Below are 15,353 nucleotides of genomic sequence, written 5' to 3'. Positions count from 1 at the left end.
CACTCTTGGCGGCGGGACGGGACGGCAGGCGATTATTGAGTAGCCATAGCGGAATGAGCGGCGAGCGCCTACTGGGCATCTACGTAAAGGTCGAACCCACCCTGCGGTGTGGTGTCGACCGTGTCGGGCGCCTGTGAGTTAAAGTTCACGGGGACCATGCGCTTTGAGGCACGGAAGCGCGCGCCGTCGGTGGCGACGGGCGGTTCATCGACGGTGAGCTCGTAGTCGCCGGGCTTGAGCTCGATGCCGTCACCAGCGGAATTGACGTATTGATACTCGTCAATCGTCTGCCCTTTGAGCGTGCGCCCCACGATATGGATGAGCATTTGGCTGTCGCCGCGCGCGGTGTCCCACGTCGCGCCGTCCTTGACCTCGACCGACACATGTACCGAGCGCGTGCGGCTGAGCGATTGCTCGACAGACATCTCGACCTTGGCGGCGTCTTTTCGCTGTTGTTCGACATGGCTCCAGACGTTTCCAATTACCGAGCATGCGATAACGCCGGCCATAAAGGCGATAAGGATGGGGCCAAGCGGCGAGCGACGTCCTGCATCTTCCTCGCGAGACAGATTGGGGCGACGTGTGGGTGCGGGCGCCTGAGCGCCCTGCGAGGGCACGTCGAGAATACTGAAGGATGCCGTGCTGTCGGGGTCGATAGTGTGACGCGGCTGCGGGGTCTTTGCCGGCGAGATCGACATGTCGGCTGGCTCGCCGAGCGTGGCCGTAGCGTCGGCCTTGGCCTCGTCTGCCTCGGCCTGGGCCCAGGCTTGTTCGAAGGTCAGAGGCTCGACGGGGTCGAGGGCGGCGTCCGAGTCGGCGGCGACGTCGTTGCCGGTCTCGTCCTCGTCGCTCGACACGTCACGCGGCGTGGGTTCGTCCCACTCCTCGTCCGGAGCCTCACCCTCGCTATACCACCATTCAAAGTTATCGATATCCATACGGGGCGCCCCTTAGGCCTCGCAAATAAACACTTGCTAGCCTTATACCCTCAGATGACGCGGAAGCTCACCCGCGCCAAACACGAAAACCGTCACAACATTCGACGCTTTTCTTCGATTTCGAGATTTTCATCGAATGTTGTGACGGTTTGGGCGACTGGCCGGCAGCGCAATGTGACAAAGGGACTGCCCCTTTGTCACATTCTGCTAGAGTTGCAGGGATTGAATCCCGCTTATTCATGCGACATTGGAGTGACAACCTTGACCGCCGCAACCACGCCTAAAAGAAAGTCAACCGCCGCCGCGCTCTCCCCCGCGCGCACCAAGCTCTGCCTGGCGCTGCTCGTGCTGTTGGGATTCTCGCTCGGCTGCTCCGAGTTCGTGGTCATCGGCATCGAAAGCGACTTGGCAACGGAACTCGGCGTATCACTTGCCACTGCGGGCCAGCTCATCAGCGTGTTCGCGCTCGTCTACGCCATCGCTACGCCGACGCTTGCGCTCAGCACGGGCCGTTTTCGCCGCTACCAGCTGCTCGTGTGCTATAGCATCGTCTTTGTGCTTGGCAATTTGTTTATGGCACTGGCGCCCAACTTCCAGGTGCTCTTTATCTCGCGCATTGTCCTGGGCTCTGTCTCGGGTGCGCTGCTCGCCGTGGGCGTGACGTACATCCCTGAGCTTCTGTCCCCACAGCAAACTTCGCTTGCCATCTCGGTAGTATATGGTGCGTTTTCCGTGGCGATGGTCTTTGTGACCTCGATCGGTAAGTTTGTGGCCGACACGCTCGACTGGCACGTTGCCATGTACGGCGCGCTGACCTTTGCCGTTTTGATCTGCGGAGCGCTCGTGGCGTTTATGCCGCGCGCTGGGCAAACCGACGAGCCCGCCACCTTTCGCGAGCAGGCGAGTCTGCTGCGCGAGCCGAGTATCATCACCGGCATGCTTATCTTTTTGTTTGGCGTGGGCTCGGTCTATGTGTTCTACGGCTACGTGACGCCTTATCTTGAGCAGGTGCTGGGCATGGGCACGGTCGAAGCCAGTACCACGCTTATGGCCTACGGCGTGTTCTGCCTGATCTCGAACATCCTGGGCGGATGGATCGATGCGCGCTTTGGCATGAAGGCGCTGCTTGTGACGTTTGTGCTGCAGGCGGTGGCATTGTTTGGGCTGTTTGCCGTAGGCGCTGCCATGCCGCTCGCACTTGTCTTTGTCTTTAGCCTGGCGATGCTCATGTACCTGTTCTCGGTGTCGTGCATCACGCACTTTATGGACGTGGCTCGCAGCCGCCATCCCAAATCGATGGTGCTCGCGAGCTCGGTAGAACCCATGGCGTTTAATGTCGGCATTTCGTTTGGCACCGCAGTGGGCGGCGCCGTGGTAAGCAGCATTGGTATTGCGTACGTGGGCGCAGTGGGCGCCGCGTTCTCGCTTGTGGCCTGGGCGCTCACGCTGGTGACGATTAAGTTGGCTCGCTGGGAGCGCAAGCGGGCGAGGGTGCAGGCGTAGATGCGATACTCGAGCTCGATGATGGCGATCGAAAGGAAACCACATATGCAACGTGTACTGTTTATCTGTTATGGAAATATCTGCCGCTCGACGATGGCTGAGTCCGTGTTTACCGAGCTCGTGCGCCGCGCTGGGCGCGAGGCGGAGTTTGCCATTGATTCCGCCGCGACATCGACCGAGGAGATCGGCAATCCGCCGCATCGTGGCACCGTTGCCAAGCTGCGTGAAGTCGGGATTCCCGTCGTTGCGCACCGCGCCCGCCAGGTGCATCGCGCAGAGTATGGTGACTGGGACCACATTGTCTATATGGATGCCGAGAACGCGCGAGGTCTGCGTCGCATTTTTGGCAGCGACCCCGATGGCAAGATCTCGCGTCTGCTCGATTGGACCGATCGCCCCGGCGACGTGGCCGATCCCTGGCACACCGGCAACTTCGATGCCACCTACCGCGATGTGCTCGCCGGCTGCATGGCCATGCTCGAGCAGTTATAGGCAAGCGAGCACGCGGACGCACGTGCCACGCCATCGGCATAAAACGAGCGTTGATAATCTCCCACTTTGAGCGTTCAAGCGCGCTCTAAACGGGAGATTATCCACGCTCGTTATCTTTGAGGGAGAAAAACCTCGCTCGATTACTCGTCGACGATCTCAGCAAGCCAGACGTTCAGCGTATCGACCTCGGGACAGCAGAACTTTGCCGTGCCGGGCTCGTTACCGGGCACGGTTCCGCCGTAGCGCAGGATGTCGATATAGGGAAAGCCCACGTGACATGCCATGGAACACATCTTGCCGCGGTCGCGGTCGAAGTCGAAGACGTCACCCGGCTTGTGCCCGTGATGGCAGCGGCATGTGCCCAGCTGGTCCACGCAGCTAATGCGAATACGTGGGCGCCTGCCGCGCGGGGCACCGAGCGGCTTGTTCTCGCCCGCCGCCTCGGTGCTGCTCTCGTCGGCGTTACTCATGGTCAACCACATCCAGGCAGGCCTCGATGGGAAGGCCGGCCGACTTGTCCTCTTGGTCGGCATTGCGCTCGATAAGCTCCGCCACCACGCGCATGGCATCGCCCGTCGCGCGCTGCAGGCTCCAACCGGCCATAACGCGGCCGACGAGCACCGCCGAAAACGTGTCGCCCGTGCCCGGGAAATACACCGGAATGAGCTCAAAGGGAATCGTGAAGTACTCCCCCGCTACATGGTCGTAACCGATAACCGCGTTCGTGCCATTGACCACGGCGCTCGTAATGACCACCGACTTGGCACCCAGCTCGCGCACGGCGTCCACAAGGGCGCGGGCCTCATCGGGCGTAATTTGCTCGGCGATAGGCCTATCGGCAAGCAGGCACGCCTCAGTATAGTTGGGCACCGCGTAGTCTGCGCACTCCAGCAGGTGCTGCATAAGGCCAATCGTGGACTCGGGCACACCCGCATAGAGCCTGCCGTTGTCGCCCATGATGGGGTCAACGAACACCTTGGTGCCCTTTTGCGCGCGACGGTGGCAAAAGTCCGAGATGACGCGCGTCTCTTCCTCGGTCACGATAAAGCCGGTCGAGATGGCGTCGAACTCAAAGCCGAGCTCCTCCCAGATGGCGAGGCTCTGGCGCACGTACTCGGTGGTGTCGTGGATGTAGAACTTGGGATAGTTGAGCGTATCGGAAACGAGGGCCGTCGGCAGGTTGTGGATGCGATAGCCCATGTGCGACAGCACCGGCAGCATGGCGGAAAGCGCAACCTTGCCGTAACCGCACATATCGTTGATCAGCAGCAGCTGAGTGTTCTTCATGAGAGTCTCCCTTGGTTCGAGCACGGCGCGGCGGCGCCACAATGCGACTAAGTGTAGCGCAGGGAGCGCTGCGGACGGAAGTTTGCACCAAAGCCTTGACAAGGAGTGTCCCTAGGTGCCGACAGAAAAGGAACGTCCCCAAGTGCCAACAAGGGCAACGCCGCAGGTTGAGGACGGACAGCGAAAGCGTTCCTAAGCGAGCAAGGTGGCGTGAAAGAGGAGGGCATAGGCCTTGTGGCCATGCCCGACGATTGAACGCCAGATTGCCGCCTAGGAACGTTTGCAGCGTCGAGCGGTTACGGCGTTTGGCAAAACGCCGTAACTTAATAAGTTTGGTACCTTGACATTGATTTCTCACGCTCCTAAATTGGTTAGGCACAAAACAATTCCACTACCTAACTAAAGAAAGGAGCGAAGCTTAGATATGTGTGTTGAACCACTCGCCTATCCGCATGAACCCGGCGGCGACCCGTCACAGCCGGCTGATGTACCCGAAGCGGTTAGCTCGGAAGACAAGCTTGCCAAGCGCATCCTCAATAACCTGGGCTTTTGCGGCCATTACATGCACTTTCATGGTGGTGGCGTATCCGGCAAGGCGCCCATTATCTGCCTGCTGGCCAAACAGCCCGGCGGCGAGATGTCGCAGCAGGAACTCGGCATGCACTTTGACCTCAAGCCAGGGTCGCTTTCCGAGATCCTGTCCAAACTCGAGCTCAACGGCCTCATCGAGCGCAGCCGTAACCCCAAGGATCGACGGCAACTCACCATTCGCCTGACCGAAACCGGCCGGGAAAATGCCCGCATCGACCAAGCGGCCCGCATTCGCTTTAGAGAGCAGGCCTTTAGCGCCCTCACACACGACGAGCGCGAGCAGCTCGCCGAAATGCTCGAGAAAATCCGTGTAACTTGGGAGGAACTGGATGATTAAAACCCTCATGGGAAGCATCCGCGACTATATGAAGGTCGCCGTTGCCACGCCGCTGCTCGTGCTTGGCGAGGTGCTCTGCGAGATGCTGATTCCATTTATCACCGCCAACCTGATCGACGCCATCAAAGACGGCGCTACCGTAGCCGAGATGCTTCCCACCGCAGGCTTTTTGGTGCTCATCGCGCTGACGTCGCTTGCTTTTGGCGCCGCTGCCGGCGTCACCTGCAGCCATGCGAGCTGCGGGTTCGCCAAGAACCTGCGTCACGACCTGTTCTACAAGATCCAGACGTTCAGCTTTGCCAACATCGATGAGTTCTCGAGCTCCTCGCTCGTCACGCGCCTGACCACCGATATCAACAACGTGCAGCAGGCCTTTATGATGATCATCCGTATCGCCGTGCGCGCGCCGCTGGTATTGATCTTCGCCTTTACCATGGCATTTATCATGGGCGGCAGCGTCGCCATGGTCTACCTGGTCATCATTCCACTGCTGGGCTTTGGGCTGTTCTTTATCATCTTTAAGGTGCGCCCCATCTTCTCGCGCGTGTTCCACAAGTACGACGCCCTTAACGAGTCCGTCGAGGAAAACGTCACCGGCATGCGCGTAGTTAAGAGCTATGTGCGCGAAGACTTTGAGAAGGAGAAGTTCGCGACCGCTGCGCGCGACGTCCAAATGGACTTCACCCGCGCCGAGAAGCTGCTTGCCTTTAACAACCCCATGATGAACATCTGCGTCAACGGCGCGTTTGTCGTCATCATCTACCTGGGCTCCAAGCTCATCATCACGAGCCAGGGCACGCTGTTCGACGTGGGCCAGCTCTCCTCGATCTTTACCTATGGCTTCCAAATCCTCATGAGTCTGATGCAGCTGTCGATGATCTTTGTCATGGTGACCATGGCCGACGAATCGGCGCACCGCATCACCGAGGTGCTGGCCGCCGAGCCCACGATCGCCGATCCCGCCGAGCCCGTGCTCGAGGTCGCCGATGGCTCCATCGACTTTGACCACGTGAGCTTTAAATATTCCGCGCATGCGAAGCGCCAGGCGCTCGACGATATCGACCTGCACATTAAGAGCGGCGAGACCATCGGCATCATCGGCGGCACCGGCTCGGCCAAGTCCACGCTTGTAAACCTCATCGCCCGCCTGTACGACGCCACCGAAGGCACCGTGCGCGTGGGCGGCGTGGATGTGCGCGACTACGACTTGGACGCCCTGCGCCACCAAGTGGCCATGGTATTGCAGAAAAACGTGCTGTTTAGCGGCACGATTGCCGAGAACCTGCGTTGGGGCGACCCGAACGCCACCGACGAAGAGGTCCGCGAGGCGGCACATCTGGCCTGCGCCGATGAGTTTGTCGACGGCTTCCCCAAGGGCTATGACACCTGGATCGAGCAGGGCGGCTCCAATGTCTCGGGCGGTCAGAAGCAGCGCCTGTGCATTGCGCGTGCCCTGCTGCGTCGCCCCAAGATCTTGATCCTGGACGACTCCACCAGCGCCGTCGACACCAAGACCGACGCCAAGATTCGCGCAGGGCTGGCAAGCTATCTGCCCAACACGACCAAGCTCATCATCGCCCAGCGCATTAGCTCCGTGCAGGATGCAGACCGCATCATCGTCATGGAGGGCGGCCGCATCGCGCAGATCGGCAACCACGATGAGCTGCTCAAGACGAGCGAGATCTACCGCGAGACCTTTACCTCGCAGAACAAGATGTCTGCCGAGGGCGAAGAGGCCGTCGAAGCCGACACCGAGGCATCCGCAACACAAGCTCAGACCCAGGAAGGAGGCGAGGCACATGAGTAAGGCAACGACCGCCGAGCGTGCGCTCAACCGCAAGGGTGGCACCATGTCGCGCCTCATCAAGACGCTCTTTGGCTTCTACCCCGTGCTTTTGCCCCTCGTCGTCGTCGGCGTGGTGCTCTGCGCCATCATCAACTCCATCGGCGCGACCTTCCTTCAGAGCGCCCTGCAGATTATTAGCGAATCGTGGCAGTCGGGCGATTGGGAAGCTGCACAGCCCAAGATCGCACAGCTCGTGACCACCCTCGCCTGCATCTACGGCGTCGGCATCCTGTCCTCGCTGTTCTGGAACCGCGCCATGGCCATCGTCACGCAGGGCTCGCTTGAGAAGCTGCGCGAGAAGATGTTCAACCGCATGCAGGACCTGCCGATTCGCTACTTCGACACGCACCAGCGCGGCGACATCATGAGCCACTACACCAACGACATCGACACGCTGCGCCAGATGATCAGCCAGTCGCTGCCCAACCTGCTCATGACGACCATCGTCATCGTCACGGTGTTCTTTATCATGCTGTACTACAGCGTTTGGATGTGCCTGGTCATTGTGGCAGGCGTCGCCTTTATGACCTTTATGACCAAGCTGCTCGGCTCCAACTCCGCGCGCTTCTTTATTGCGCAGCAGGCCGAGCTCGGCGTGGTCGAGGGCCACATCGAGGAAGTCATGAACGGCCAGAAGGTCGTCAAGGCATTCTGCCATGAGTCTGCCGCCGAAGCCGATTTTGACGAGCGCAACGAAAAGCTCTTCGAGGTCTCGCAGAAGGCCAACATGTACGCCAACATCCTCATGCCCATCCTTATGAACCTGGGAAACCTGCTCTACGTGCTGGTCGCACTGGCAGGCGGCATTTTCCTGGCGCTGGGCGTGCCCAACCTGAGCATCTCGGGCATGGCACTGTCCATCGCCGTCGTGGTGCCGTTCCTCAACATGACCAAGCAGTTCTGCGGACAGATCGGCCAGATCTCGCAGCAGATCAACGCCGTGGTCATGGGCCTCGCCGGCGCCGACCGTATCTTTGAGCTCATCGACGAGGAGCCCGAAGCCGACGAAGGCTATGTGACGCTCGTCAACGCTCAGGTGAACCCCGACACCTGGCAGCTCGAGGAGGCCGACCACCACACCGGCATGTGGGCGTGGAAACATCCGCACCGCGCAACCGGCGAGATCGAGTACGTGCCGCTGCGCGGCGACCTGGTCATGGACAACGTCGACTTTGGCTACACGCCCGACCACGAGGTGTTGCACGGCGTGTCCGTGTTTGCCAAGCCGGGCCAGAAGGTCGCGTTTGTCGGCGCCACCGGTGCCGGTAAGACGACCATCACCAACCTCATCAACCGCTTCTACGACATCGCCGACGGCAAGATCCGCTACGACGGCATCAACGTCAACAAGATCCGCAAGGCCGACCTGCGCCGCTCGCTGGGCGTCGTGCTACAGGACGTGAACCTGTTCACCGGCACTGTGATGGATAACATCCGCTACGGCAACCTGGACGCTACCGACGAGGAGTGCATCGCGGCGGCCAAGCTCGCGGGCGCGGACGACTTTATCACCCGCCTGCCCGACGGCTACGACACCATGCTCACCGGCAACGGCGCGCAGCTGTCGCAGGGCCAGCGCCAGCTGATCTCGATCGCACGCGCCGCCGTCGCCGATCCGCCGGCAATGATTCTGGACGAGGCCACGTCGAGCATCGACACCCGCACCGAGGCCATCGTGCAGGCGGGCATGGATAAGCTCATGGAAGGCCGCACGACGTTTGTCATCGCGCACCGCCTGTCCACCGTGCGCAACTCCGACGCGATCATCTGTCTGGACCACGGCCGCATTATCGAGCGCGGCAACCACGATGAGCTGATCGCCAAGCGCGGGTATTACTACCAGCTCTACACCGGAGCGTTTGAGCTGGAGTAGTTCGGCCCGCCGAGATGGCCGATTTGCCGCTCATTCGTCGGGCATGACCCTAAGGTCAATGCCCTCCTCTTTCGGGGCAAATCGACTCATCTCAACGACCCAAACACAATGCGCCGCAACGCATAAGCCCCCGCAGTTCATATGAGCTGTGGGGGCTTTTTTCATGCCAGCCGGAAACCGTATCCCACTTTTCGGGCTCAGAATGGGATGCCGTTTCCCGCTGGGCCCCCTCCGGGAAACGGCATCCCATTTCAAGGGCATAAACCGGGATGTGGTTTCCCCTAACGGCACCTTTGGGAAGCCGCATCCCACTCTGTACGCACAAAACGGGATGAGCTTTCCCATGGTGATCCAAGACCAGAAGCATGTCCGATAGCGCGGCCAGGTCAAGAACAACAAGGCAAGCGTCACGCCAATTTGGACGAGCGTCTGCTGCAGTTTGAGGCTGCTGGCCCATATGGTAGAGTTAACCACCCATGAATTTCAGCACACTGCGTGCTACCTGTTCTTTTGTCATTTAGGGGAGTGAACTTGTGAATACTTCTGTCGCCAAGAAGGCCGGCCAGGCGGTGCGCCTGCTCATGATGGTGCTCACGGCAGTTCTCATCTTCTTCTTCATCAATGTTATGCTGCTCGTCTCCGATATCCAGGGCACGGCGCGCGTGGTCAACTACGCCGGTCTGGTTCGCGGTACCACGCAGCGAATCGTTAAGCTCGAGGACGCGGGCCAGCCTCAAGATGACCTGCTTAAAGCCGTGGATTCATACATCAACGGTTTGCGTTACGGAAGTGACGACCTCAACCTCGTCCGTCTCGACGACGACGAGTATCAGGCAAAGATGACCGAGCTTGCAAATTATTTTGATGAGCTTTGCGTCGAGATCATCCGTGTGCGCGAAGTCGGCTACGAGAACACCGACATCATCTCCATGAGCGAGGAATTCTTTGGCATTTGCGACGATGCTACGCGACTCGCAGAGGACTACTCTCAGGAGAAGGCGTCGGCGCTCAACTATCTCGAGGGCTTGGTGATCATCGACATCGTGGGCTTGGTGGCGACCTTTGCGGTCGAACTTGTTCGCGCGGTGCGCACCGCCGCGCTCAATCGCGAACTGCAGAGCAAAGTCTATCTCGACGAAGCCACGGGACTGCCCAACAAGAACAAGTGCGAGGAGATCTTGGGGCAGGAGCAGCCTGTCTCCGCGGAGGAGCCCGTTGCGGTGTGCGTCTTCGACCTTAACAATCTGCATGTGGTCAATAACAACTTCGGCCATGAGAAGGGCGATGAATACATTCGCTCTTTTGCCCAACAGCTGGGGCGCGTGGCGTCGGAGACCTGCTTTGTGGGCCGCGACGGCGGCGATGAGTTTATCGCGGTGCTGCGAGATACCGATCGAGCTGCCGTGGAGTCCTGTCTCGCTCGGGTTCGTGCGAACTTGAACGAGTATTCCGAGACTCATCCCGACATGCCTATCAGCTATGCGGTGGGCTATGCGCTTTCCAGTGATTTTGATGAACCGCCTACGATGCGCGAGCTCTTTTCCCAGGCCGACAAGAACATGTACGTCGATAAGAACCGCGTAAAGGCAGTCGAGACAGCCGGGCCGCAACGCGAGGACCGCTAAACCCGTAGCAAAGGGTAGCTAATTTGGGACGGGACTCTTTTGGCTATTTGAGAAGTTGTGCCATGGCGTTGACAAATTTTTGGACTTGGAGGGTGGGCTCGAGCGGGTAGTGCAGAAAGACCGGCACCTCGCGACCGCACAGGAACGGCACGCCCACAAAGGCTGGGTGCACCCCCGACCACGCTCCGCAGGTGAGCACCGCGTCGCCCTTTTCCTCCGCCTCGTTAAAGAGCGCAAAGTCGAAGCTGTCCACATCGATCACGTCAACGCCGCCGTCTGCCAAAAGATCGATGCGCAGGCTGTCCATAGCGTCGTTGCCGTGGCGGAGCACGCGCAGACGCATACCCTCCAAGTCGGCGACCGTAATGCGATTCTTGCGCGCCAGCGGGCTCGTGCGCGGCAGGTCGATATAAAACGGCACGTTAACAATGCGGAGCTTTTGGCAGGCGTCACCCCAGCGCGGGGTCGAAAAACTCGACTGCACCACATCGATCTCGCGGCCCAAGCTGCGCATGACGGATTCGCGTTCGTCGTAGAGGTCGCTCACCGGCACGATCTCGAAGCGCAACGATGGCTCCAGCTCGTGTACGCCCGTCCACATCGACAGCGTCTGGCGCCCCGGACACATCATCGACACGCCCAGACGCACGGCCCCGCCATCGCCTGCCGCGCGTCGGTCACGGCGTAGCGCGTCCTCGGACTGCCGCATGATCGAACGCGCATCGTCCACCAGCAGGGCACCTGCCGGCGTCACCTTAACACCAGAATGCGAGCGCTCGAACAACGTGATGCCAAACTCGGCCTCAAATCCCGACACCTGCTTGACGAGCGCCGGGGTCGACACGCGCAATTTTGCCGCCGCACGCGAGAAGCTTCCCAGCTCCGCGGCGGCCGATATGGCCTCAAGTCGTCGATCGTACACGTCAATCTCCCGTTTTCGTGTCTGTGGCCACATGGTGCCACAGGGGGTTGTTTTCGCAGGTCACGCGCTCAATTGAGAAAAACTGCATCGCACGGTGTAAACCTACGGTTAACGCCATTCTAACAAATATGCAATTCACCTGCGCAAATGCAAAGCATACGATAACCAGCGAAAACCACGTGGGTCGGTTAATGGGAGCGACCCACCGGGAGGCACAAGAAGGGAAGTTCCTATGAGCAATTGGCTTAAGCTCGAGGGCGATGTCTGCGCCGTGACTGGCGCGCTCGGCGGTATGGGCGTCGAGATTTGCCGCGAGTTCGCCCATAACGGCGCCAACGTCGTCCTGCTCGACCTGGACGAGGAAAAGGTCAAGGCCGCTGCCGCCGACCTCGCCGCTGAGTTTGGCATCCACGCCGAGGGTTACAAGATGAACGCCACCGACGAGGCCGAGGTTCAGGCTGCCGTCGACGCCACCATCGCCGACTTCGGCCGCGTCGACGTTCTCGTCAACACCGCCGGCATCCTGCGCTTCGCCGCCATGGAGGACCTGCCGCTGAGCGACTGGGAGCAGGTGCTCAACGTCAACCTCACCGGCTACTTCATCACCTCGCAGCGCTTTGGTCGCGAAATGATCAAGGCCGGCCAGGGTCGCCTGGTGCACATCTCGACCGTTGCCAGCCACTCCCCCGAGACGTTCTCGGGCGTGTACAGCTCCACCAAGGCCGGCGTCAACATGATGTCCAAGATGCTCGCCGCCGAATGGGGCCCCTACGGCGTCCGCTCCAACTGCGTCGAGCCTTGCTTCGTTAAGACCCCGATGTCGGCCAATTTCTACGCCGACCCCGAGGTCGAAAAGAGCCGCAGCCGCCTCATCGCCACGCGCCGCATCGGCGAGGTCAGCGATATCGCCAACGCCGTCATGTTCCTGGCGTCCAAGCGCTCGGACTTTACCACCGGCGACGCCATCAAGGTCGATGGCGGCTTCTCCAACATGATGGGCGACCTCACCGCCAAGCCCGGCGGCCGTCGCGCCTATGCCGACAACTACCTTAAGAACAAGGGTGTCGAGCTTTGGTCCGATGAGTCCGGCGTCGCCAAGCCGACTGACCAGTAAGCCAACCTAACAGGGAGGTCCGCGAATACGCCCGCTCCTCCCCCGTATCGATCAGAAAGAGTCCAATGGCTTCCACCAACTCCAACAAGGGTCGCGCCGTCGTGCTTTCCGCCGCATGCGTCACCATGTTCTTCATCAGCTCCATCGCGCTGTATTCCGTCGTGAGCAAAAACCTGCTCGCCGTCTACCCCGAGTGGTCCAGCGCTCTTACCTGGGCCTTCCCGGTCTTTCAGACCATCATGGCCGTGACGGGCATCTTCGCCGGCCGCATCTCCGATAAGATCGGCCCGCGCAACGTCGTGATCGCCGCCGCCGTGTGCTACGGCCTGGGCTGGTTCATGTCCGGCACCGTCACCGAGCCGTGGCAGTTCTACCTGTGGTTCTCGCTCGTCGCCGCCATCGGCAACGGCCTGGGCTACAACCCCGCGCTCACCACCGGCCAAAAGTGGTTCATCGACAAGAAGGGTCTCGCCTCCGGCATCACCCTGGCCGCTTCGACCGCCGGCCCCGCCGTGCTGTCCCCGGTGCTCGCCTCGCTGCTCATCCCGAGCCTAGGCATCTTTGGCGCCCTTAAGGCGCTCGGCGTCATCTTCTTTGTGATGATCGCCGCCTCCGCCCTGTTCCTGAAGGCCCCCGAGGCCGGTTGGCTGCCCGAGGGCTTCGAGGCCCCCAAGGGCGGCGCGCACGCCGGCACCTTCGGCGACCTCACCCCGGGCGAGATGGTCAAGACCCCGCGCTTCTGGGTCCTCATTGTCACCTTTGCCTTTGCCGCCACCGCGGGCACCCTGCTCGTGGGCAAGGTTGCCTCCATCGCCGCCGTCCAGCTCTTCGCCGACCCCACGAGCGCCGCGGCCGTCGCCCTCGGCGGTGTGGTGGTCTCCGTCAACACCTGCGCCAACTTGGTTGGCCGCCTGTCCTTTGGCCAGATCATCGACAAGCTCGGCGCCTATAAGTCGCTGCTCATCAGCCTTGTCGTCACTATCGTCGCACTCGTCATCATGTCGATGAGCTTTACGCAGAGCATGTTCTTTGTGGCGCTCGCCCTGCTCGGCTTTAGCTTTGGCGCCCTGCTCGTCATCTACCCGCCGCTCACCGGTGGCGCCTTTGGCACCAGCAACATCGGCGTCAACTACGGCATCATGTTTTTGGGCTACGCCGCTTCCACCTGGATCAGCCAGCCCATCACCGCCGTGCTGTATCACGCCGAGGCCGGCAGCGCCGCCTACCAGCAGTCCTTCTACGGCGCCATTGTGATCGCCGCCATCGCCGTCGTACTCACCGTCTACATGATGGTCTCCGACAGCAAGAAGAAGTCCGCCTAGTTTTACCGATGCGACAAAGGGACAGCCCCTTTGTCGCATTCCACCGGTCACCAGTATTAAGGAGTCGAAATGTCTGAGCTCAACCCCGTCCGCATTGCCGTTATCGGCGCCGGCGCCATGGGCCGCAACCACATCCGCTTTGTCACCGAAGAGCCCGAGGCCGAGCTCGTCGCCATCGCCGACGCCTTTGAGGGCGCCCGCGCCACGGCCGAGGCCGCCGGCGTGCCGTTTTACACCGATCCCGCCCAGATGATGGACGAGGTCAAGCCCGAGGCCGTCATTATCGCCACCCCCAACGACCTGCACCTGGGCGTTGCCCGCGAGGCCGTAAAGCGCAACATCGTTCCGCTGGTCGAAAAGCCGATCTCCAACGACCTGGAAGATGCCCAGGCCTTCGCCGCCGAGGCCGAGACCGCCGGCGTGCCCGTACTCGTGGGCCAGCACCGTCGCCACAACCCCTTCGTCAACAAGGCCAAGGAGATCATCGAGTCCGGCGAGCTGGGCAAGTTCACCGTGTCGAGCTTCCACTACATGATCTATAAGAATGACGAGTATTTCGATGTCGAGTGGCGCCGCAAGAAGGGTGCCGGCCCGATCCTGGTCAACCTGGTGCACGACGTCGACCTGCTCCGCTACCTGCTGGGCGAGCCCGTTGCCGTCCAGGGTATGCAGTCCAGCGCCGCCCGCGGTTTTGAGACCGAGGACTCCGCCGTGGTCAACGTCCGTTTTGCCGATGGCGCGCTCGCAAGCATGACCATCTCCGACGCCACCGCCAGCCCCTGGAACTGGGAGGCCACCGCCCGCGAGGACCCGCAGTACCGTCCCTTCGACGCCGACGCCTACTTTATCGGTGGCACCAAGGGCGCCCTGTCGCTGCCCCGCCTGCACCAGTTCTCCTACGACGGCGCCTCCAACTGGCACAAGCCGCTGCAGATGGAGATTCCGGCCGTGGACCCGGCGCTGCCGCACAAGATGCAGCTCAAGCACTTTGTGAAGGTCGTCCGCCGCGAGGTCGAGCCCGTCGTGACCCCCGCCGATAACGTCAAGACGCTCACGCTTCTCAACGCCATCAAGGAGGCCGCCGAGACCGGCCAGCTCGTCGAGCTGTAATGCCTTAAGAGCGGGTCGCGGCAAACTCCCCGCCGAGCGCCTTGGCCCGCCGCCAACAAGCCCCTCTTCTTTGCCCCGCGAGCAGCCTCCTGCCCGCGGGGCATTTTGCTACCTTGCCGACGATTATTCTGGAGCGAGGCTATTTTGCGCCTCAGCTTGGTTCGTTCGTCACGAAATGGGCCTATCTACTACGTTTAACCGATCACCCTCAAGCATGCCGAATTTCGCGAGATAAAAACCGCAGGTAAACGGCTTGCCGACTTTCGGAAAACCCAGGTATGGTCAGCCCCTACGGGTAAAACGTAGTAGATAGGCCGTTTTCGTGGCGCGGCCCCAAAACAGCCTTTTGGGACGGGTGGTATCCTTGGTAGCCCTGTGTTGCAAACGCACCTT

At 60.8% G+C, this 15,353-nt stretch carries 13 protein-coding genes; 9 read left to right on the top strand and 4 right to left on the bottom strand.

What is annotated here, in order from left to right:
• Positions 1-68: 68 nt before the first annotated feature.
• A complete protein-coding gene (locus tag FGQ67_RS05515) occupies positions 69-938 on the bottom strand; it encodes a hypothetical protein (protein ID WP_138340508.1) in 870 nt (289 codons plus the stop codon).
• A gap of 252 nt (positions 939-1,190) precedes the next feature.
• Here FGQ67_RS05515 and FGQ67_RS05510 point away from each other — a divergent pair, with 252 nt between their 5' ends.
• Positions 1,191-2,441, top strand: coding sequence for an MFS transporter (locus FGQ67_RS05510; protein ID WP_371740569.1), 1,251 nt, complete (start codon positions 1,191-1,193; stop codon positions 2,439-2,441).
• Between the two features lie 45 nt (positions 2,442-2,486).
• Entirely contained in the window at positions 2,487-2,933 is a 447-nt protein-coding gene (locus tag FGQ67_RS05505) for a low molecular weight protein-tyrosine-phosphatase (RefSeq protein ID WP_171025214.1), read from the top strand.
• Between the two features lie 140 nt (positions 2,934-3,073).
• Here FGQ67_RS05505 and FGQ67_RS05500 read toward each other — a convergent pair whose 3' ends face one another.
• Both FGQ67_RS05500 and FGQ67_RS05495 read right to left on the bottom strand, forming a co-directional pair.
• A complete protein-coding gene (locus FGQ67_RS05500; RefSeq protein ID WP_212746010.1) occupies positions 3,074-3,403 on the bottom strand; it encodes a TIGR04076 family protein in 330 nt (109 codons plus the stop codon).
• On the bottom strand, positions 3,396-4,220 hold the full coding sequence (locus tag FGQ67_RS05495; RefSeq protein ID WP_138340507.1) for a PfkB family carbohydrate kinase: 825 nt from the start codon (positions 4,218-4,220) through the stop codon (positions 3,396-3,398). The genes FGQ67_RS05500 and FGQ67_RS05495 overlap by 8 nt, the downstream gene beginning before the upstream one ends.
• Positions 4,221-4,644: 424 nt before the next feature.
• On the opposite strand from FGQ67_RS05495, the gene FGQ67_RS05490 reads away from it, so the two are divergent.
• The 4 genes from FGQ67_RS05490 (at position 4,645) to FGQ67_RS05475 (ending at position 10,492) form a co-directional block, all read left to right on the top strand.
• Positions 4,645-5,148: a MarR family winged helix-turn-helix transcriptional regulator gene (locus tag FGQ67_RS05490; protein WP_138340506.1), complete on the top strand. Its 504-nt coding sequence runs from the start codon at positions 4,645-4,647 to the stop codon at positions 5,146-5,148.
• Positions 5,141-6,955, top strand: a complete 1,815-nt coding sequence (locus FGQ67_RS05485) for an ABC transporter ATP-binding protein (RefSeq protein WP_138340505.1) — start codon at positions 5,141-5,143, stop codon at positions 6,953-6,955. The genes FGQ67_RS05490 and FGQ67_RS05485 overlap by 8 nt, the downstream gene beginning before the upstream one ends.
• Positions 6,948-8,867: an ABC transporter ATP-binding protein gene (locus tag FGQ67_RS05480; protein ID WP_138340504.1), complete on the top strand. Its 1,920-nt coding sequence runs from the start codon at positions 6,948-6,950 to the stop codon at positions 8,865-8,867. The genes FGQ67_RS05485 and FGQ67_RS05480 overlap by 8 nt, the downstream gene beginning before the upstream one ends.
• A 533-nt stretch (positions 8,868-9,400) precedes the next feature.
• Positions 9,401-10,492, top strand: coding sequence for a GGDEF domain-containing protein (locus FGQ67_RS05475; protein WP_212746009.1), 1,092 nt, complete (start codon positions 9,401-9,403; stop codon positions 10,490-10,492).
• Between the two features lie 43 nt (positions 10,493-10,535).
• Here FGQ67_RS05475 and FGQ67_RS05470 read toward each other — a convergent pair whose 3' ends face one another.
• The gene (locus FGQ67_RS05470) at positions 10,536-11,414 is read right to left on the bottom strand and encodes a LysR family transcriptional regulator (protein ID WP_249934395.1); all 879 of its coding nucleotides are present in this window, start codon (positions 11,412-11,414) and stop codon (positions 10,536-10,538) included.
• 232 nt (positions 11,415-11,646) lie between these two features.
• Here FGQ67_RS05470 and FGQ67_RS05465 point away from each other — a divergent pair, with 232 nt between their 5' ends.
• The 3 genes from FGQ67_RS05465 to FGQ67_RS05455 all read left to right on the top strand — a co-directional run bounded on the left by FGQ67_RS05465 (position 11,647) and on the right by FGQ67_RS05455 (position 14,960).
• Complete coding sequence (locus FGQ67_RS05465; protein WP_138340502.1) at positions 11,647-12,528, top strand: SDR family NAD(P)-dependent oxidoreductase; 882 nt, start codon at positions 11,647-11,649, stop codon at positions 12,526-12,528.
• A gap of 65 nt (positions 12,529-12,593) precedes the next feature.
• Entirely contained in the window at positions 12,594-13,850 is a 1,257-nt protein-coding gene (locus tag FGQ67_RS05460; protein WP_117803937.1) for an MFS transporter, read from the top strand.
• 69 nt (positions 13,851-13,919) lie between these two features.
• On the top strand, positions 13,920-14,960 hold the full coding sequence (locus tag FGQ67_RS05455) for a Gfo/Idh/MocA family protein (RefSeq protein ID WP_138340501.1): 1,041 nt from the start codon (positions 13,920-13,922) through the stop codon (positions 14,958-14,960).
• Positions 14,961-15,353 lie beyond the last annotated feature (393 nt).

The organism is Collinsella aerofaciens (assembly GCF_005845035.1).
Taxonomy (GTDB): domain Bacteria; phylum Actinomycetota; class Coriobacteriia; order Coriobacteriales; family Coriobacteriaceae; genus Collinsella; species Collinsella aerofaciens_I.
The sequence above is the reverse complement of the archived record's forward strand: the minus strand, read 5'-3'. Positions and strand labels throughout refer to the sequence as shown.

Coding starts and splice junctions, on each gene's coding strand:
- FGQ67_RS05455 (WP_138340501.1), top strand. CDS start 13,920: ATGTCTGAGCTCAACCCCGTCCGCATTGCCGTTATCGGCGCCGGCGCC.
- FGQ67_RS05505 (WP_171025214.1), top strand. CDS start 2,487: ATGCAACGTGTACTGTTTATCTGTTATGGAAATATCTGCCGCTCGACG.
- FGQ67_RS05485 (WP_138340505.1), top strand. CDS start 5,141: ATGATTAAAACCCTCATGGGAAGCATCCGCGACTATATGAAGGTCGCC.
- FGQ67_RS05495 (WP_138340507.1), bottom strand. CDS start 4,220: ATGAAGAACACTCAGCTGCTGCTGATCAACGATATGTGCGGTTACGGC.
- FGQ67_RS05500 (WP_212746010.1), bottom strand. CDS start 3,403: ATGAGTAACGCCGACGAGAGCAGCACCGAGGCGGCGGGCGAGAACAAG.
- FGQ67_RS05490 (WP_138340506.1), top strand. CDS start 4,645: ATGTGTGTTGAACCACTCGCCTATCCGCATGAACCCGGCGGCGACCCG.
- FGQ67_RS05460 (WP_117803937.1), top strand. CDS start 12,594: ATGGCTTCCACCAACTCCAACAAGGGTCGCGCCGTCGTGCTTTCCGCC.
- FGQ67_RS05465 (WP_138340502.1), top strand. CDS start 11,647: ATGAGCAATTGGCTTAAGCTCGAGGGCGATGTCTGCGCCGTGACTGGC.
- FGQ67_RS05480 (WP_138340504.1), top strand. CDS start 6,948: ATGAGTAAGGCAACGACCGCCGAGCGTGCGCTCAACCGCAAGGGTGGC.
- FGQ67_RS05515 (WP_138340508.1), bottom strand. CDS start 938: ATGGATATCGATAACTTTGAATGGTGGTATAGCGAGGGTGAGGCTCCG.